The organism is Changpingibacter yushuensis (assembly GCF_014041995.1).
Classification (GTDB): domain Bacteria; phylum Actinomycetota; class Actinomycetes; order Actinomycetales; family Actinomycetaceae; genus Changpingibacter; species Changpingibacter yushuensis.
Genome location: NZ_CP059492.1, coordinates 1,711,873 through 1,729,537 on the forward strand (window position 1 = coordinate 1,711,873; position 17,665 = coordinate 1,729,537).

The following is a 17,665-nucleotide window of genomic DNA, read 5'->3' on the forward strand; positions in this document are numbered from 1 at the left end:
CGAGGGCTCAATTTCCCTTCGGCGAGCCCTCCCCAGCGTGCAGCGACTCACTCGGCTCGGAAGCAGCCCAGCTGGCGAGCATATCCAGCGCGTCAGCTGAAGATGATCCCGGCTCTGCCGTGTACACAAGCAGCGTCAACTCAGGATCGGATGAAAGCGTCATTGCTTCAAAGTTAAGTGTCATATCCCCCACCACCGGGTGATGCAGACGCTTCGATCCAGTGCGATGGAATCGAACGTCATGGGATGCCCACCGCTTGGTGAACTCCGGACTGCGCGTGGTCAACTCACCAATTAGATCAGAGAGCGCCTTGTCATGGGGATGGCGCCCTGCTTCCGAACGGAGCATAGCTGCGATGTCATCAGCCGCACGCTCCCAATCGGCAAAGAAGATTTTCGCCTCGGGATCAAGGAACGTAAATCGAGCCGTGTTAGCTGGCCGGCGCGGATCAGCCAACATCGGGCTGTACAGAGCCTCGGCTAGACGGTTGGCGGCCAGAAGATCATGGCGGGCGTTGCGCACCCAGGCCGGAGCATCCACGATTGCATCGAGAACTTGATACACAACCGGGCGAATACTCGAAGGGTAGGAACGCATCCGTCCAGTTGCCGAACCCGGTAACCGGCGCGCCAAATCAAAGAGGTACTCGTATTCGGCCTCATCAAGCTGAAGTGCGCGCGCGATCGACTCCAAGACGTCGTCGGAAACACCAGAAAGATTGCCGCGCTCCAGACGAATGTAGTAATCCACACTCACGCCCGCCAACATTGCAACCTCTTCGCGCCGCAATCCGGGTACTCGGCGTTTGCCCCCGTATGCAGGCAATCCGGCCTGATCAGGCGTGATTCGAGCCCGGCGCGACGTCAAGAACTCTTTAGCATCACCCTGAAGATCCATAGCCATATCCTAGAACCGGAACCGTTCATGTAGGAGGTACTGCTGGTACCCGTATGACCAGCAACTCCTACCCCACAAAGAACTGGCGTTTAATGGGGTGCGACCGATCGTGCTGGATTCTGCGCGGGGCGAGTATGCCGCACCGCACCCGCCTCCTCCGGTCTTCATTTCCCACAGCCTTTTTCGAAGCGAGACCCCACACCTAGGGATGTGACGGACTGAGCGCCCACCATAACAAGTCAAGGAGAAGACATGCCATCACACACCGCACAGAAGAATCATGACGAACTGTTTCCCGAGCGAAATTCAACTCTGTCCATCACGGACCCAGAGCTGATCGAGGTGTTCGACAACTTCGCTTTTGACGAGATTCAGTCACACGGCAACCTTTCCAAGGAGACCCGACTGCTGACTCAGCTCGCCTCAACGATCGCAGCGCAGGCGCACGCAGAGTTCCGTGCGCTAGCCGCCGGCGCGCTCAACACTGGAATAACCCCGGTGCAGATAAAGGAAGTGGTGTATCAGGCAGTGGTGTATCAGGCAGTGCCGTATGTCGGCATGTCTAAGGTTCTCGATTTTCTCATCGCTGTCAACGAACTCTTCACAGACCGTGGTATCGGACTTCCCCTCGAAGGCCAGGCAACTACCAGCCCCGCAGACCGCATGGAATCCGGACGCGCCATTCAGGGCGATATCTTTGGGCACGATTCGATCACCGCCATGTATGAAAACGCTCCCGACGACGAACAGCACATCCAGCGTGCCCTTTCCGGAAACTGCTTCGGCGACTTCGTCACTCGGTCCGGTTTGGACGTTCGGACTCGTGAGCTCCTGACCTTCACAATGCTCGTCTCATTGGGAGGGTGCGAACCGCAGCTGGCAGGTCACATTCAAGGAAACCTCAACATTGGCAACACTCGCGAGGTGCTTCTGGATGTCCTCACCCAGTTGATTCCATTCATTGGATACCCCCGCACGCTCAACGGGCTCCGGGTGCTTGACCAAGCCACTCTCAACAAGTAAGGCTTACACGACCTTGCTGGCTGAGCCTGCTGGTGCGGCTTAAGTGTCTGAAAGGGATGAGGAATCGAGTCGGCAGGCGCCCCTTGACCTGGCCCCGATCAGGATCCTTCACCAAAGCAGAGAACGAAGGCCGAGCACTGTTCACATAGAGGCTCCTATTGCCGGACCCATCCGTCCACCAATTGTACTGGCCACGTGGAATAGTCGTATATCCGGGAGTGGCGGGGTACGAATTGTAGGTGATGGACAATGTGGGGCGTCCCGATACAGCGTCGCCGGAATTGAACCGCTTCCATCCAAAGTTGTCTGACTCATTTGCAGCCCGAATACCAACCCAATTCGTGGCATCACCGTTATTGGATGCCGCCTGTGCCCAGGATGTCGCATCGATGGAGACCCACCCCGCACCACACGAGGAGGAGTATCCCTTCGTCGCGGTCGAGGACGAGTACTTCTGGAACCACGTCGGTTGCTTGGTCCATCGAGTTGCGCTCGACGCCGCCGAAACCGACCACAGATCCCACTGGCGGGCGTTGCATGAGTAGGACCAGAACTCCCATAGGTTGATCTGCGCTGAGGTGACCTTGACCCCTTTGGCCGCAGAGGTAGTGAATCCCAGGAACGAACGAGCAACCGTGTTCCCGGAGTCGAATGTGCCCAATCGGAGCTCAGGATCCGATGAAAAATCGCCGGTCACTCCCGATTGCACGAATGCATCAAAAGCCACTCCGATCGACACGCTCGGATCGACGATCAACGGATAGTCGACACCTTCAGACTGAAGGAAGTCCTCTGCCGGCTGCAACAAGACCTGGGCAGATTCTTCGGATACATTCACGCTCGTCGGCACCGGCACGGTCACGCCGACCTCTCTGGGTTCATCATCCGGTTCCTGCGCAGAAGGAGAGTCATCCGCGTCAAAACCCTCATCCTTCGGAGGCGTATTCTTCGTTTCCGCAAGAGCCCACAGACTCTGTTGCGTGGACATTTCCCATTCAAGCGTGAGTGGATTCGCCAGTTGCCCGTCGGCTGCCGCGTCCCACATGGCTGGCGACCCCACTCGGGCCACTACGCCGTTATCACCTACCAACTCAACGGAACCATCGCCCGTATCCTGGCTCGTGGCGCCGTCCGCCGCGACGGTCACCGGGAGCGAAATCTCTGTTCCCTCCTCCGGGCGTTCATTCACGATGAAGAACTTCTCGACGCCCGAACCGGTGACCTGCACAACCATGTCGATCCCCGGTTGGACGGCAGCGAACGTCGCCCGCGGCCCCTCCACGCTCGGCACCGGAAGATCGCCGGGCCAAGTCAACTCGCTGACCAAACCCGTCACTGGATCCTGAACGCTAGCGACGGTGGCGATGCCGTCGTCTCCGGCGGATTCGCCACCGGAAACAAGCACCTCCCCAGAATGGGCAACGGGCCCGTATGCACCATCCTCACGCTGGCGCAGGGTCTCGTCCACGGCGGCCCAATCCTCGTTGGCGGTTCCGTCTCCTCCGAGCCGAACCCACACCGGACCCGTGGCGACGACCTGCTGCCACTGTCCATCAGGCAAAGCGAAAAGAGAGCCCCGTTCCGTGCGCTGGGACAGATCCTCCACGCGCTCGCCACGCAACCGCGCCAGCAACTGCGCTGAGAACTCGTCGGAAGCCGTGAGTTCGCCTGTCACGGGCGAGATGAGCTGCTCGTCACTGGAACTGTTGGCGGTAGCCTCATCTGTGCTGGGCTCGTCGGAGAGGACTGGCGGCGCATCCGCCATGACCATCGCGCAGGCCACCAGAAGGCCCACTCCGCTCATCCATCGAAAACGACTAAAAGAAGACGCACGGGATACACCGAGAAAAGACACCGCAACCACCTGTCGAAGGTTGGTCCCGCCTCGACAATGAGAACAGAGACATTGAGCCAACCGGCACTTCTTATCGAGCCCAGCCCCCGCAGCACTACACGATCTAACTGCAACGGTAAGGAGAGGTGAAGATATTGTATTCACCTAGCGACATGACAAAAGTCCTAGAACCTCCCGTAAGTTCTCCAAGAACTATCTGGGGATCCCGAAGCATCCATGAGAATGTCATGACAGGCAGTAAAACGCGCCTCAACGTGACCTCACATCAAACGAGACCCAGCTTCGCCGTCGGCACATCCTTGGTCTCCTTGGAAGTCAAAGCACTGCGTGTGGCAATGATGCAGATCACCGCGGTGAAACCGACAATCATCTTCCAGCCCCCTCCCGAAATATCTCGCTTGGACCTCAGATGTGAATTGCTGCCGCAAGGAATCCCATTCTAAGAATCGAGCTGGAAGAGCCTGCAAATGCTGGTAAGAACTAATCGAGCGATGTGAACTGACAATAATCCCAGGAATATGCTGCATCTGTGTGATTGCAATTGTCACGACTGCTCAACATGGTCGATAGCTAGTCGCTCACGGCGAGCAATGACAGAGTAGAACCACCTCGACATCAGTATTCCGGATCGAAGAGGTCATTGCTTTGGCACACGGACGATGAAGCCAAGAGCGTTCGTGATCTCGTCGATGGCTCCAGGCATCGCCCGAAAGTAGGCCCACTTGCCCCGTTGTTCTCGTGTGACGAGACCAGCATCGCTGAGTTGCTTCATATGGTGGGAAACAGTTGGCTGGGAAAGCCCCACTGGTCCGGTCAGATCGCAGATGCACGCCTCGCCCTCGGGACTGGTGGCGATCAGGGACAGAAGCATCACCCTGGTGGGGTCACCGAGCACCTTGAAAACTCGTGCAACCCGTTCAGCGTGCGCTGGGGAAACAGCCTCCACTGTCAGCGCCTCACAGCAGGTGGCGTTGGTAGGGGCGAGACTCGCGGTCGCTATGTTCATGCGTTCATATTACTGCTCACATTGACACATGTCGATATGTCGTGCAGTATGGGTCGTATAGAGATTCGTCGATGGGAGATGTAGATGACTGGTAAGGATGAGGTTGCCCGGGAACAGGTGCGGCGGCGGTACGCAGACGCGGCTCGGTCCGTCGCCGACGGTGGCTGTTGCGGTTCGGCAGCCTCGTGCTGTGAACCGGCGGTCGGCGCGGTGTCAGCCGGGGTCGGGACGACTTTCGGGTCGGTTCTCTACGAGACGTCCCAGACCGATGACCTGCCCAGTCAAGCTGTACTAGCGAGTCTGGGCTGTGGCAATCCTACGGCGGTGGCCGATCTGCGAGAAGGGGAACGGGTGCTCGACCTCGGCTCCGGTGGCGGGATCGACGTTCTGCTCTCCGCCCGCCGTGTCGGACCACGCGGGTTCGCCTACGGCGTGGATATGACCGATGAGATGCTGGCGTTGGCCCGCGCGAACGCCGCCGAGGCCTGCGCCCAGAACGTCGAGTTCCTCAAGGGCACGGTCGAAGCGGTGCCGCTGCCCGATGCCGCGGTCGACGTCGTGATCTCCAATTGCGTCATCAACCTCTCGACCGACAAGCCGGCTGTGCTCGCCGAGATGTTCCGCGTCCTCGTGAACGGTGGCCGGATCGGGCTCTCCGATGTAGTTGCCGAAGACGCCCTGACCCCCGCCGAACGGGCAGAACGGGGGTCATTCGTCGGATGCATAGCCGGAGCCATGTCCCGCTCGGAGTACCTTGACGGACTCGCGGCTGTCGGCTTTGTCGACACCTCGGTGGAGTTCACTCACGAGGTTGCGCCAGGCATGCACGGGGCGATCATCCGAGCTGCCAAGCCGCAGTGAAGTCCTGACTGTCGCCGGTGCAGGTCCGCGCTGTTGGCTTCACAATCAACACGCCCTTTCGATGTGGTTGGTCCCCGTGATTGCGGTGCCATCTCACGTCGAGTCCAGACGTCTCCCGCCCTGACCACGTCGGCACTTCTGTTCATCGAGACAGGTCGCCATTCACGAACCCGCCGCAATACCACCCATATCTAAGGAGATTTGTTTCATGTCATCAACACAGAACGTTGACCTCGCCCAAGGAACGCGACCCTCATCACGAGTAATCGAGGTGTTCGAACCGGCACTGTGCTGCAACACGGGTGTGTGCGGAACGGACCCCAGCCAAGCGCTCATCTCATTTACGGCGGACTGCGCTTACCTGACATCTCACGGTGTTCAGGTGGTTCGCCACAACCTAGCGAATGATCCCCGAGCATTCGTTGACAACGAGGCTGTCTGCGCCTTCCTCAACGTGGTCGGGTCGGCCGGCCTGCCGCTGGTCATAGTAGACGGGGTAACCGTGGCCACCGGCTCCTACCCGGACCGAGCCCAGCTCGAACGGCTCGCACTACTAGGCGGCAGCGACCCCGTCCACGAGGACCTGGGACTAACCGCCCAGGCGTCGGGAGAGAGTTGTTGCGGGGGTGGATCATGCTGCTGAATGACATGACAACTCGAAGGAATCCGCGAACTGACGTTGGGCAGCTTCCTATCGACATGACAATCCTCACCGCCCTGCCTAAGTTCGTGTTCTTCACCGGCAAGGGCGGTGTAGGCAAGACCTCGGTGGCCTGCGCCACCGCCGTGACGCTGGCCGATCGTGGCAAGAAGGTGCTGCTGGTGAGCACCGATCCGGCGTCAAACGTCGGGCAGGTCTTCGGGCAACTCATTGGCAACACCATCACTTCGCTGACGGCAGCTCCTGGCATCGATGCTCTGGAGATCGACCCGGAGGCAGCTGCGACCACATACCGCGAGTCGATTGTCGGTCCGGTGAGGGCGTTGTTGCCCGCCGCAGAGATCGCTGCGATGACCGAACAACTCTCCGGATCATGCACCACCGAGATCGCCTCCTTCAACGAGTTCACTGACCTGCTGGCCGAACCGGACCGCACTCGTGGCTACGATCATGTCGTCTTCGACACCGCCCCCACTGGCCACACGATCCGTCTTCTCCAACTCCCAGGCGACTGGAGCCGCTTCATCGATAACGGGCAAGGGGATGCGTCGTGTCTCGGGCCCATGTCAGGTCTGGACAAACACCGCGAGGTCTATGCGGCCGCCGTCGATGCTCTTGCAGACCCGGAGCTGTCGCGGCTTGTACTCGTCGCCCGTGCGCAAGACTCCGCCCTCCGAGAGGCCGAGAGGACGCGTGGCGAGCTTTTGGATGTCGGATTCGCAAACCAATACCTCGTGATCAATGCGGTCATGCCCGACGCTGGCGATAAAGACCCACTCCAGACTGCGATCCGGAGCCGGGAACAGCACGCAATGAGGACCATGCCTGCGGGCATCGCATCGCTACCGCGCGACATCCTCGAACTGCGCCCATGGAACATCATGGGAGTCACCAGCCTGCGCGACATGTTCACGATGCACCGAGGAGCAGTCGAATCCACTGTTCAGTCGGAGACGCCCTTGCCGACCGGGCACGATCAAGAACTTCCCTCGCTACGGTCACTGATCGATTCTCTAGAAGCCCAAGGGAACGGCCTCATCATGTGCATGGGAAAGGGCGGCGTAGGAAAGACCACAATTGCCGAGGCAATCGCAGTCACCCTGGCCACACGCGGCAACGACGTTCTGCTGACCACAACCGACCCGGCCGGAGGGTTGACAGAAGCAATGAATGATGGCCTGGACAACCTCGCCGTAGAACGAATCGATCCGGACGCAGCCCTTGTCGAATACACACAAGAGGTGCTCTCCACCAAGGGAGCGCACCTCGATGAGACTGGCCGTAAACAGCTCGCCGAAGACCTACGCTCCCCCTGCACTCAGGAAGTCGCGGTGTTCCGCCAGTTCTCCGCGGCCATCGGTCAGGCTCGGCATAAGTTCGTCGTCATGGATACTGCCCCAACTGGGCACACGCTCCTGTTGCTGGACGCTACCGGGTCTTACCACCGCGAAGTCATGCACCAGATGGGCACGGAGAACATATACACCACGCCCATGATGCGGCTTCAGGACCCGGAGTACACGAAACTCGTCATTGTCACACTTCCAGAAACAACACCCGTTCTCGAAGCTGAACAGTTGCAGGAGGACCTTGGCCGGGCAGGCATTACCCCTTGGGGATGGGTCGTAAATGACTCTGTCGCCGCTGCCAACCCGGCTTCACCATTCCTACGCACCATCGCCGCCAACGAAGCAGAGCATGTGAGGCGGGTCCACTCGACAGCCAATCGTATGGCGGTCGTCCCCCTTCTTGCAGACCCGCCAGTCGGGGTTTCCGGCCTGCTTGCGATGACCGGGTCTCCGTTAGCAGTGAACAGTATCAGTTCGAGTTCGCGCTCAGATCGCTGACGATGATCGCGGATCGCTAGTGTGCCTGGTCGACCACGCCTGGGTCGCGACCTGTCCGGCATCCCACGGCGAGCCGAGCGGCGGCGTATAGGAGAGGTCAAGGTCGCTGATCTGCTCGATCGTGAGTCCCGCGTACAAAGCGGTGGCGAATGTGTTGACCCGGACCGCGCCGCCCTCGTGCGGTGGGCGTTCGAGGCATATGCGACCGGGAACTACTCGACCCGGCACTCCACGCAGAGGCACTCGCCTACGAACAGCGACGACAAGCAAGGGATGTTCAACCCCCGCACGTCGCGGGTTTGAACATCCATTCTATTGTGGACGCGGGTGGACTCAAACCGAACACCTGGCAGAGGCTCGAGCGGCTGAGTTCCGCGTGGAATCAGGCGAAACTCGGTGTCGCTGATGCGTCGAACGGCGCCACCGTCAACGAGCCGGGAGTCGTCGCAAACCCAAGGAGACGAGCTAGAACTCCCCTGACGGCAAAGCAAGTGGACTCTATCCGAACAGCCCGAGAGAACGGCGACAGCGTCCTGTCGATTGCGAGGCGGTTCGATGTGCATCGCGCGACTGTTTGGGAGCACACGAGGAAGTCCGTTGCTACTTCTTCCGCAGGTTCAGATTGAAGTCCCCGCAGGAGCATCGGAGTTCTTCTTCCTTTCCGGGGATGCCGAGGACGTAGATCCACCCGTCGCACGCATCGTTGCTACAGGTGAAAAGTCCGAGGAACTGCTTGCAGGCTTCAACGACCGGTACGAAGTCTGCTTTCGTCATGGTTGCCCAGTCGTTGTTGTGGACGAGGGCGTTGATTGCCCAGTTCTCTCCGTCCTGGGCGAGGATCGCCTTCGCTCGCTCGTCTTTCAGCCCTTCGACCTTCTGCTTCGCTGCGTCGTGGTTCCATGAGTTCGCTGAGGCGGTGGCCTTCTTGAGCAGATCTCCGTGCCGGCCTTTGACTGCGGAGAAGAAGGATGAGAGGTCGTAGTTGTTGTCGGCGCGGAACACGACCTGGCCTTGGATGCTTGCAGCTATGTCGGCTAGGGACGACTCCAGATTGCGCCGTAGCTTGTGAGCAGCGCCAGGAACATCGTCGCTAGCGAGGTCGGCTTCGATCTGAGTCCAGAAGTCACCACCTTGACCGTAGAACGGTCCCCCATCGACGGTCCAACCGTGGAACCGAGCGAGAGAACGTCGAGCGATGAGACCCGAGGACTGCATTTGGCGCGCCCAAACCTCATCGTGGGTCGTCATGATGAACTGGACGTCGGGAAAGACGTCCTTGAGCAGCTTGCAGAACTGTCGGCGGTGGTTGGCATCCACGGAGGTGACGACGTCGTCGAGAACGGCGAGCCGGAAGTCCGATTTGAGGAGCTGGCGGATCAAGGCCAGGTAGAGGCACACCCCCATCCCGTCCTGGTGGCCTTCGCTGTGGTAAGCCATGGGTGGAAACATGCCGAGCCCATAGAAGTCAACTTCAAGGTCGAGCTTCCCGGCGGTCGGTGACAGCCCCGCCTTGAAGGATGACTCGTCGTCGGCGTTGATCTGCCGATAGAAGCTACTGAAGTCAGCCTCGACGGTCTTGTAGAGCGTCGTAAGTGCCGCATCTGCCACAGAGTTGTACTTCTCGTAGGCCGCGTTCGCCGCCTTGTGAGCTGCGGTTGCCTTGGTTGCTTTCGCTCGCGCTTGGCGTAGTTGCGTCCAGCGGTCTTGAGCGACAGTGAGGAATGTCCGTGCAGCCTCAGTTGCGGTCTGGTCCGGCAGTGCTTCGATCGTCGTTCGAAGCGCCTTCAATCCATCAGCGATCGGTGACGGAGCGGCCAACGGATCGGTGGTGACGCGCTCGGACTCGTCACGGACGGACTCGACTGTCGTCAGCTTCGCTTCGAACGCGGCAAGGTCATTCGACCACTCCAAGAGAGACGTCTGCAACGCAGACTGTCCCATCGTGACAGCGTGCGGTTGTGCCGCTTGGATCAGGGACCGCACCCCGCGAAGTTGCCCGATCACCTTGCCCGCAGCGGTCTGGATGCGCTGCTGGAGCGTTGCGGCGGTCTCGGATCGAGTGAGCTTATCGTTCAGATGTTTCCGCAGCGACGCGACGTCGGGCCACTCCAGGTCGCACAGCGGGCAGGCGGTACTGATGACTAGTGGCAGGCCGGTCTCGACCAGTTGGCGGTGCTTTAACGAGTCGAGGACTGCGGGATCGGCATCGAGATCGCTCAACGCCGCGTCCAGGTCGTTCGCTGCGTTGTCTAGGTCTTCGTGCTCAGCCATGTAGCTGGTGACGGCTTCGATGTCCCGGATGGCCGAAGCTCGGTTGAAAGTGCTTTGACTGTCGTCGGTTCTGGCTCCGGCGCTGAGGTCAGTCTCAAGGGTGGTTGCTGGCAGCGCTTCCAGGCCGAGCACTTCACGCTTCTTGTTGACCGCCACCGTGACCTCGCTCGGCAGCAGATCGGTGATGTCGAGGCCGCGTTTGACGGCATCCTCTGCGGACTTCACGGCGTCGTCCGCGCTCCTGGCGGCAGCGCTCGTCTTGGTGCGGGCCGTGTTGAGTAGTCGACGAGTCTCGTCAATACGGTCGAGCTTAAGAAGAGCCTGCACCTCTTGGGCACGTTTCCCCGGCTCGGTGTTGACATACTTAATGACTTCACGTCGAGACAGGATCAGCTCAGGATGGCGAGCAGCCCATTCCACGGCTGCGACGAGTTCGGGAGTCTTGGGCTCTAGGGTGAACTGGCCTGCGGTCTTCACGCTGCGAGTGAGAGTGCCGGTCTGTCCGCTGGCTGGGTGTGTGAACGTCAAGGTGACGCTAGCAGCGGCTGGGTTATCCCGCTGGTGCACGTGCGGCGCGTGCTTCGCGACGGAGATGCCGCCCGTGCCAGCTCCGCTGAGGCGAGCGACGTTGCCCGTCAACGCGAAGTCGATGGCGTCGACCACTCCGCTCTTACCCGACCCGTTCGGTCCGACCACCACGAAGGAACTGCTGCCCAGGTCGAGGTCGAGGTCGCGGATGCCGCGAAACTCTTCTATGCGAAGCTTCTGAACCTGGATCACAGCGCTGACTCACCACTCGCATCGGTGTAGAGCGCCACAAGCTGGTCCGGCTTCGGTAGCTTGTCCGCCGCCAGCAACGCTGCAAGGCTCTCGGTCACCTGCGACGGCACGTCATCAACTGCGGTCAGTTCGGCCAGGAAGGTGTCCAAGACCTCAGATTCGATGCCCGCCACTCCGCGCCCCTTTGCTTGCGATCGCGGCGGAACCTGGACCGCCTGTTTACTGATGGCAATCACGATTCTACCGCCGAGATGCCACTGGATGTGGGCCAACGCACGTTGCCATGTCAGTGCGGAGGACCTCCGCCACCAGCACGCGCGCTCCACTGCCGCGGACTCGCCTCGCCCACACGTGTGTCTCGAGAGCCGCACAGCCCGAGCGAAGGGACTGGTTCACCTCCCGACGGGACGCGTCACCGACAGCGCGTCGTGGCAACTCGATTCGGTGCCACCCGCCTCGTAGAGTTGGATCATGATCGCTGAGCATTCGCACGGGAGGTGCTTGGACGAGCGAGGCTGACGAAGGGAGAGTCGTGCGGCAATCACCACACTTCCGGGGGCGCCCGGAAGCGGGCCCTTCGAAGGCCATGGCGTCCCCCGGTCGTTTGCGTCAGCGCGGGTCTCAGCCCTCTCCCGACAGTCGTGTCGATGACGGCGGTGATGGAGCTTGATCGTCGTTGATGGACGCACCGATCGGGAGAAGCTGGTCGAGCTGCTCCAGTTGCCCGAGCAAACGCATTTGGAGTTCAAGGCCGAGCTGGACTTGACGGTCAAGCAGGATGAGCTGAACTTCGTCAAGGACGCGGTCTCGATGAGCAACAGACCGCCTGGCGGCTACATCCTGGTCGGCGTCAATGACGACGGCGCCCTGGCGCTTCCTACCGGCACCATCGTTGATCGCGCTCGCTTCGACGGTGCCCGGTTGGGTGACACGATCAGGAAGTACATCGAAGGAGAAATCCATGTGATCTCGCAGGTACACGAGGTCGATGGGCATGAGGTCGTCCTGATCTACCTGCCTCACCATCGGGACGGGCTTCCGGTGCCGATGAGCAAGCTGGGTCAGTTCTCTGGCCCAAACAGCAAGCAGGTGTTGGTCTTCCGCGAGAGAGATGTCCTTGTTCGCGAAGGTGCCAGGAACACTGCGCTTCGCCACGCGCACTGGAACGATCCGCTGAGTCACCGCGACCAGCGACTCCGTGAGGAGGCCCGCGCACACGTCGATTCGCTGATCGCTGACCTGGCCGCTGCCATGAGGACGGGCGGCGCCGGACCCGCGCTCGTGCCGTTGGCGGTTGAGATGGCAGGCGACGCCTTCGGTGATGCGGTGGTGTCGCACTTGGAAGCCGACAGCGACATCCGTCTGCGACAGTTCCTCGGACAGGCCACCGCACTCGTCAGCAACCCCGATGAGCGCCGGACAGCTCTGGACAAGATCACAATCCTTGCGGCTCACGCGATGTACTTCGAGCGTGATGCCATTGCCGAGAAAGCCATCGATAGCCTCTTCGATGCCTATGCCAAGCTCGGTCATGGCGACGCCGCCGCGCGACTCGACATCATCACGCTCGTGTACGTCCTTGGCAGCCTCGCGGTCCGCCTTCGACAGTGGTCCGTCGTTCACGACCTCGCACTTCGCCCCTACCCGCCAAGCGGTGACATCTACATCTACTCGTCCTGGATCAGACACGGACAGGTCGATGCAAGCTGTGCGGATCTCTTTCCAAAGGATAAGGGCGGGCTGATGATCTCTGCCGCGCGGGTGCTGATGAGTGAGCAACCGGCCCTGGGTGCTGATGTCCCCGGGAGCGCAGTGCCCGACCCCGGCGACCTTGCCCACGACGACGCGCTCTTCAACTCCCTCTGCCAGTTCGACATCCTCTACTGCCTGATCGTGGCCGCCGAGGGCAAGCATCACGGAAGCGGGTACCCGGCCGCATCAGCGATGAACCAGGACCGGTCTGATCCAGCATTCGAGGTCGTCGCCAGCGATCCGGACGCGCGTGCAGCAATGTTCCCCACCTCCGACGAGCGCAAGGTCGCCGAAGCGATGACGCAGGTATTCACCAGCGCGGAGCGCGAATCGTTTGGCTTCGGCGGGCATTGGTGGTCACTACCCCAGGTGGCGCAGCGATTCGTCAGCAACCATCTTGGAGAAGGCACATGAGCAACCCCTTGTCACCGCTGGCGATGCTCGCGACGTCGATGCAAGCACAGCCCGGCGTCTACGCCTTGCTCTTGGGCTCCGGCGTGTCCACCGGCGCTGGTGTGCCTACTGGATGGGGTGTCGTCACCGAACTGGTGCGTCGGGTCGCAGCCGTCGAGGACCCCGCATCGATTGAGGATGCCGCCAGTGACCCCGAAAAGTGGTGGCACGACCACCACGGAGAACCCCTTGGGTACTCGTCGCTTCTTGAAGCGCTTGCACCCACCCCGGCGACCAGGCAGGGCTTGTTGGCGGACTTCTTCGAGCCGTCCGATGACGAACGAGAACAAGGAATCAAGACGCCGAGCAGGGGGCACCTCGCGATCGCCGAGCTAGTCAAGCGGGGATCAGTGAAGGTCATTGTGACAACGAACTTCGACCGGCTCATGGAGCAGGCGCTTGATGCGGTCGGGATAGCACCACAGGTGATCGCGCGGCCGGAGGCAGTCAACGGCATGAAGCCGCTCGCCCACGCGCCGGCCACAGTGATCAAGGTCCACGGGGATTATCTCGATCTCGGTTCCCGAAACACTCCGGCCGAGCTCGACCAGTACCCGGACGAATGGGTAACGCTGCTCGCTCGCGTCTTCGACGAGTACGGCCTCATTGTCTCGGGATGGTCAGCCGAGTGGGACACCGCATTGGTTCGGCTCATCGAGTCCACTCCCAACCGTCGTTATCCGTTGTACTGGGATGCGCGAAGCCGGAAGGGCGTCAACGCTCAGAAGCTCTTTGCCACGCGCTCGGGCCACGTGATCCCGACCGCGGGAGCTGACGAGATGTTCAGCGACCTTTCCTCCGCACTGGAGGTGCTCGACCGTCTCGCCGAGCCGCCGCTCACGACCGCGATGGCGGTGGCACGCTTGAAGCGCTACTTGCCCGATCCTGTGCACCGCATCGACCTGCACGACCTGGTGATGGGAGCAACCGACAAAGTCATCGAAGGCGTGAAGAACCAGCCGCTCTCCATCGACGGGCTCGACGCAGCAGCTCTCCAAGACGTGCTGGAAGCACATCGGGAACAATCTCGACAGTTGTGCGCACTACTTGTGACCGGTGCGTGGCACGACCCCGACGGAGCCCATGACCGGCTCTGGATGGACGTCCTGGAACGCCTGCTCGATACCAGCACAACGCGGCTCCTGGGTGTCCCCGTTCAGCAACTGCTCTAACAAGCACGGCTATACCCGGCGCTCATCGCGCACACTGCCATAGGCGTCGCTGCGACACGGCGAGGACGAGACGACCTGCTCATCAAACTCGCCACCGAGGTCATGGGCGCCGTAGATACGGGAACGAGGATTCGCTTGCCTGCCTGCCAGGTCATCCACCCCTACCGAGTCCTCGACAAGGAATCGGTGAACGCTCTTCCCAGGTGGAGCGGCGGCAATGGCTGGACGTATCCGTTGAGCCACCTGCTCAAAGCCGACGTCCGCGCGATCTTTGACGAACTGATCCCCGAGCCCTCTGACTATGGGGACACCTTTCACGGCTACGAGTACCGGATGAGCTTGCTTCATGAACGCACGAACGCCAGCAACTCGGGGGCCTACCGCGCGATGCCGGGCGAGTACGTGGGTGAACAAGGCTGGTCCTAGGACGACCGGAACGTGCCACTCGCGGAGATCGCGTTTCGCGACGCTGGGCAGCGCATCCCTGACTGGCCGTGGGTGCTTCTGCTCGGCGGGGAAGACAGCTACGACCAGGCATTGATCGACCACCGTGGCGTGCTGGAGAACTTCAAGCACCACAACATGCGCTAAGCAGGCACTTCTTCCACATTGCGAAAGCCTGAGAAGCGCGCAGCAGGTTTGAGACTCAGTTGCCGACAGCAGTTCGCGAGCAGAGACATGACTGCCGCGCTCGGTATTATCGGACACATGAGCGGCGAACGGATTACGGTCGCCACCGACGGGTCGTGCCTAGGAAATCCTGGCCCAGGTGGGTGGGCTTGGGCATGTCCCGATGGTCGTTGCGACTCAGGGAGCGTGGCTGACACGACCAACAACCTCATGGAGCTTCGTGCCGTCTATGAGGCGCTCAGAGCGCACGATCCAAGGGTGCCGCTCTTGATCCAAGCTGACAGCATGTATGTAATCAACGCTTTTACCCAATGGCTTCCCAATTGGGTGGCGAATGGTTGGCGAACGGCCGCCAAGAAACCGGTCAAAAACCGTCAGTGCCTCGAACTGATTGCCGCAGAACTCGAAACACGTGATGTCGAATGGGAACACGTGAAGGGTCATGCTGGTCATCCGCTAAACGAAAAAGTCGATTCGCTCGCGAGGCATGCAGCAACTCAGGTCTCTGGCAGGAACTCATCAGAAGCGAAAGGGCACAGGCCATGAATCAGACTGAGGTTGAAGCGTTTCTCACTCAACGCGGGGTGGAATATGAGACAAAAGACCAGGAGCATTGTATCCAGGTTCGCGCCAAGTCGGACGAAGTGATCAACTTCTTCAAGACTGGGACGGTTCAGGTACAAGGCAAAAGTACGCCTTTGGCGGCTGAACTCAAGGCTTGGAAAGAGGCAGGCGAGCCCCTTGTGGATGGCGACGACGCGGTTGGCTTTCAACCGAAGCCCGGCTTAAACAAGAATGTCTTTGTGGTCTATGGTCACGACACCGACTCGACAGATGCGCTTGATCTTGTTCGGCTCATCGCAGATGAGGGTGTAGCCGCGGTCTGAAGCCGCCGGTCTCAAGCAGGCTCCTGGCGATGTAGTTGGTGAGGTTGCGAAAGCCGAGCGCGGTGCCACGCAGGTGCTCGAGTCGGCCGTTGATCGCTTCGGTCGGGCCATTGCTGGTGCCGGGGCGATCGAAGTAGGCAAGGACGTCCGCGGCTCGCTTCTTCAGGGTCCGTCCCAGGGTGATGAGCTCGGTCAGGGCGGCCGGGACGCCGTGGCTCAGCGAGGCGATGAGCTCGGTCATGATCTGGTGGCCGCGGGATCGGTCCGGATCGCGGTAGGCGGCGATCATGCGCTGGTAGATGCCCCAGGTGGCCTCGACCTCGATGTGCTCCTCGACGTCGAACAGGCGGGTCAGCCGCTCGCGCTGGCGGTCGGTGAGCAGGTCAGCGCCAGTGTGCTGAGTCCGGCGGGCGCGATAGAGCGGGTCGTCGGCGCGGCCGCGGTGACCGTGCAGATCTTGTTGGACCCGGCGACGGCACCTGTCCAGGGCGTCGCCGGCGAGACGCACGACGTGGAAGGGGTCCATGACCGCGGTCGCGTCCGGCAGTTCCTCGGCGGTGGCGGTCTTGAAACCGGTGAACCCGTCCATCGCGACGACCTCCAGGCCCTCGCGCCACGCCTGAGGCCGGTCGGCCAGCCAAGACTTGAACGCCTGCTTGGAGCGGCCCGGGACCATGTCCAGCAGCCGGGAGGGACCGGTGCCGTCGCGGATCGGGGTCAGGTCGATGATCGAAGGTGACGTACTTGTGGCCGTGGCGGGTGTGTCGCCAGACGTGCTCATCGACACCGATGACCGCAACGCCGTCGAAGCGCCCGGGGTCCTCGATCAGGACCCGACGCCCCTCGGCCAGGACCGCATCGTTGGCCGTGTTCCACGACACAGCCAACGCCTCGGCGATCCGGGCGACGCTCAGGTGCCCGACCACCAGCCCCTCCAGCGCCCAGCGCCGCGCACGACGCGACAGCCTGGCGCGTGGTTCGGCTGCGGCGCTGGTGTCCTGACGCCACACGTGCCCGCACCCGGTGCACCGGTACCGGCGGACCGTGACCAGCAGCGTCGTAGGTCGCCAACCCAGCGGCTCGTGCGCCAGTTCCCGAGTGACCGTGTCTCGGACAGTGCCCTCGCACCCGCAGCGCCGACACCAGGGATCCGGCTCTACAACCCGGCAGGCCAGGACCGCCCGGCCGGGCTCGAGCCGCTGGCCGAGGACTTCCAGGCCGAGCTCGTCCAGGCGGCAGAACGTGGTCAGATCAGGGCAGACGAAGGTAGCGTCAGGCACGTCGAGGTCTTCCAGATGGGCAGTGTGAGAACTTCCATCCTCGGGAGACCTCGACCTCTACCCAGGCACCGACGCGCCGCCCGCTACACCCTCAACTGCGAAGAGCCCCCAAACCACCCCTCACCTGCTCGTCACACAGGTGAGCCGGCAGCCTCCCAACCTCGATCTGCAAGACGCGTGGCAGCTCTTGATGTTGTGCTCGCTGTAACGGCCACCCGGCTGCCCTACTTCGCCGTGAACTGGGATTGCCGCATGCGCCACTTGTTCGACAAAGACTCACCGGGCTAGG

The 17,665-nt window shown here is 61.3% G+C and carries 15 protein-coding genes and 1 pseudogene; 10 read left to right on the forward strand and 6 right to left on the reverse strand.

Annotated features, from left to right (window positions below; translation table 11 throughout):
* Positions 1–7: 7 nt before the first annotated feature.
* Entirely contained in the window at positions 8–898 is an 891-nt protein-coding gene (locus H2O17_RS07465; RefSeq protein WP_182049121.1) for a helix-turn-helix domain-containing protein, read from the reverse strand.
* Between the two features lie 252 nt (positions 899–1,150).
* Between H2O17_RS07465 and H2O17_RS07470 the strand changes: the two genes are divergently transcribed.
* Entirely contained in the window at positions 1,151–1,921 is a 771-nt protein-coding gene (locus tag H2O17_RS07470) for a carboxymuconolactone decarboxylase family protein (RefSeq protein WP_182049122.1), read from the forward strand.
* Here the strand turns inward: H2O17_RS07470 and H2O17_RS07475 are convergent.
* Positions 1,911–3,725, reverse strand: a complete 1,815-nt coding sequence (locus tag H2O17_RS07475) for a DNRLRE domain-containing protein (RefSeq protein WP_182049123.1) — start codon at positions 3,723–3,725, stop codon at positions 1,911–1,913. The genes H2O17_RS07470 and H2O17_RS07475 overlap by 11 nt on opposite strands.
* A 688-nt stretch (positions 3,726–4,413) precedes the next feature.
* Positions 4,414–4,782 carry an ArsR/SmtB family transcription factor gene (locus H2O17_RS07480; RefSeq protein WP_182049124.1) on the reverse strand — a complete coding sequence of 123 codons (369 nt, stop codon included), beginning with the start codon at positions 4,780–4,782 and terminating at the stop codon, positions 4,414–4,416.
* A gap of 84 nt (positions 4,783–4,866) precedes the next feature.
* Between H2O17_RS07480 and arsM the strand changes: the two genes are divergently transcribed.
* The 3 genes from arsM to arsA all read left to right on the forward strand — a co-directional run bounded on the left by arsM (position 4,867) and on the right by arsA (position 8,151).
* Positions 4,867–5,643, forward strand: coding sequence for an arsenite methyltransferase (arsM, locus tag H2O17_RS07485; RefSeq protein ID WP_182049125.1), 777 nt, complete (start codon positions 4,867–4,869; stop codon positions 5,641–5,643).
* 208 nt (positions 5,644–5,851) lie between these two features.
* Positions 5,852–6,286 carry an arsenite efflux transporter metallochaperone ArsD gene (gene arsD, locus H2O17_RS07490; RefSeq protein ID WP_182049126.1) on the forward strand — a complete coding sequence of 145 codons (435 nt, stop codon included), beginning with the start codon at positions 5,852–5,854 and terminating at the stop codon, positions 6,284–6,286.
* Complete coding sequence (gene arsA / locus H2O17_RS07495; RefSeq protein WP_281363043.1) at positions 6,277–8,151, forward strand: arsenical pump-driving ATPase; 1,875 nt, start codon at positions 6,277–6,279, stop codon at positions 8,149–8,151. Before arsD ends, arsA begins: the two co-directional genes overlap by 10 nt.
* Before the next feature lie 600 nt (positions 8,152–8,751).
* On the opposite strand, the gene H2O17_RS07500 is transcribed toward arsA, so the two are convergent.
* Entirely contained in the window at positions 8,752–11,202 is a 2,451-nt protein-coding gene (locus tag H2O17_RS07500) for an ATP-binding protein (RefSeq protein WP_182049127.1), read from the reverse strand.
* Positions 11,199–11,438, reverse strand: coding sequence for a hypothetical protein (locus H2O17_RS07505; RefSeq protein ID WP_182049128.1), 240 nt, complete (start codon positions 11,436–11,438; stop codon positions 11,199–11,201). Before H2O17_RS07505 ends, H2O17_RS07500 begins: the two co-directional genes overlap by 4 nt.
* A 430-nt stretch (positions 11,439–11,868) precedes the next feature.
* Here H2O17_RS07505 and H2O17_RS07510 point away from each other — a divergent pair, with 430 nt between their 5' ends.
* The 6 genes from H2O17_RS07510 to H2O17_RS07535 all read left to right on the forward strand — a co-directional run bounded on the left by H2O17_RS07510 (position 11,869) and on the right by H2O17_RS07535 (position 16,096).
* Entirely contained in the window at positions 11,869–13,368 is a 1,500-nt protein-coding gene (locus tag H2O17_RS07510; protein WP_182049129.1) for an AlbA family DNA-binding domain-containing protein, read from the forward strand.
* Complete coding sequence (locus H2O17_RS07515; protein WP_182049130.1) at positions 13,365–14,579, forward strand: SIR2 family protein; 1,215 nt, start codon at positions 13,365–13,367, stop codon at positions 14,577–14,579. Before H2O17_RS07510 ends, H2O17_RS07515 begins: the two co-directional genes overlap by 4 nt.
* A gap of 102 nt (positions 14,580–14,681) precedes the next feature.
* Positions 14,682–15,005, forward strand: coding sequence for a hypothetical protein (locus H2O17_RS07520; RefSeq protein WP_182049131.1), 324 nt, complete (start codon positions 14,682–14,684; stop codon positions 15,003–15,005).
* Positions 15,006–15,017: 12 nt separating this feature from the next.
* Complete coding sequence (locus H2O17_RS07525) at positions 15,018–15,170, forward strand: hypothetical protein (protein WP_182049132.1); 153 nt, start codon at positions 15,018–15,020, stop codon at positions 15,168–15,170.
* A 117-nt stretch (positions 15,171–15,287) separates the two neighbouring features.
* On the forward strand, positions 15,288–15,755 hold the full coding sequence (locus tag H2O17_RS07530; protein WP_182049133.1) for a ribonuclease H family protein: 468 nt from the start codon (positions 15,288–15,290) through the stop codon (positions 15,753–15,755).
* A complete protein-coding gene (locus H2O17_RS07535) occupies positions 15,752–16,096 on the forward strand; it encodes a hypothetical protein (RefSeq protein WP_182049134.1) in 345 nt (114 codons plus the stop codon). The genes H2O17_RS07530 and H2O17_RS07535 overlap by 4 nt, the downstream gene beginning before the upstream one ends.
* Here the strand turns inward: H2O17_RS07535 and H2O17_RS07540 are convergent.
* A pseudogene (locus tag H2O17_RS07540) lies at positions 16,065–17,376 on the reverse strand (ISL3 family transposase). The gene H2O17_RS07535 and the pseudogene H2O17_RS07540 overlap by 32 nt on opposite strands.
* Between the last annotated feature and the right edge of the window lie 289 nt (positions 17,377–17,665).

Coding starts and splice junctions, on each gene's coding strand:
- H2O17_RS07465 (WP_182049121.1), bottom strand. CDS start 898: ATGGATCTTCAGGGTGATGCTAAAGAGTTCTTGACGTCGCGCCGGGCT.
- H2O17_RS07470 (WP_182049122.1), top strand. CDS start 1,151: ATGCCATCACACACCGCACAGAAGAATCATGACGAACTGTTTCCCGAG.
- H2O17_RS07475 (WP_182049123.1), bottom strand. CDS start 3,725: ATGAGCGGAGTGGGCCTTCTGGTGGCCTGCGCGATGGTCATGGCGGAT.
- H2O17_RS07480 (WP_182049124.1), bottom strand. CDS start 4,782: ATGAACATAGCGACCGCGAGTCTCGCCCCTACCAACGCCACCTGCTGT.
- arsM (WP_182049125.1), top strand. CDS start 4,867: ATGACTGGTAAGGATGAGGTTGCCCGGGAACAGGTGCGGCGGCGGTAC.
- arsD (WP_182049126.1), top strand. CDS start 5,852: ATGTCATCAACACAGAACGTTGACCTCGCCCAAGGAACGCGACCCTCA.
- arsA (WP_281363043.1), top strand. CDS start 6,277: ATGCTGCTGAATGACATGACAACTCGAAGGAATCCGCGAACTGACGTT.
- H2O17_RS07515 (WP_182049130.1), top strand. CDS start 13,365: ATGAGCAACCCCTTGTCACCGCTGGCGATGCTCGCGACGTCGATGCAA.
- H2O17_RS07520 (WP_182049131.1), top strand. CDS start 14,682: ATGGGCGCCGTAGATACGGGAACGAGGATTCGCTTGCCTGCCTGCCAG.
- H2O17_RS07530 (WP_182049133.1), top strand. CDS start 15,288: ATGAGCGGCGAACGGATTACGGTCGCCACCGACGGGTCGTGCCTAGGA.
- H2O17_RS07535 (WP_182049134.1), top strand. CDS start 15,752: ATGAATCAGACTGAGGTTGAAGCGTTTCTCACTCAACGCGGGGTGGAA.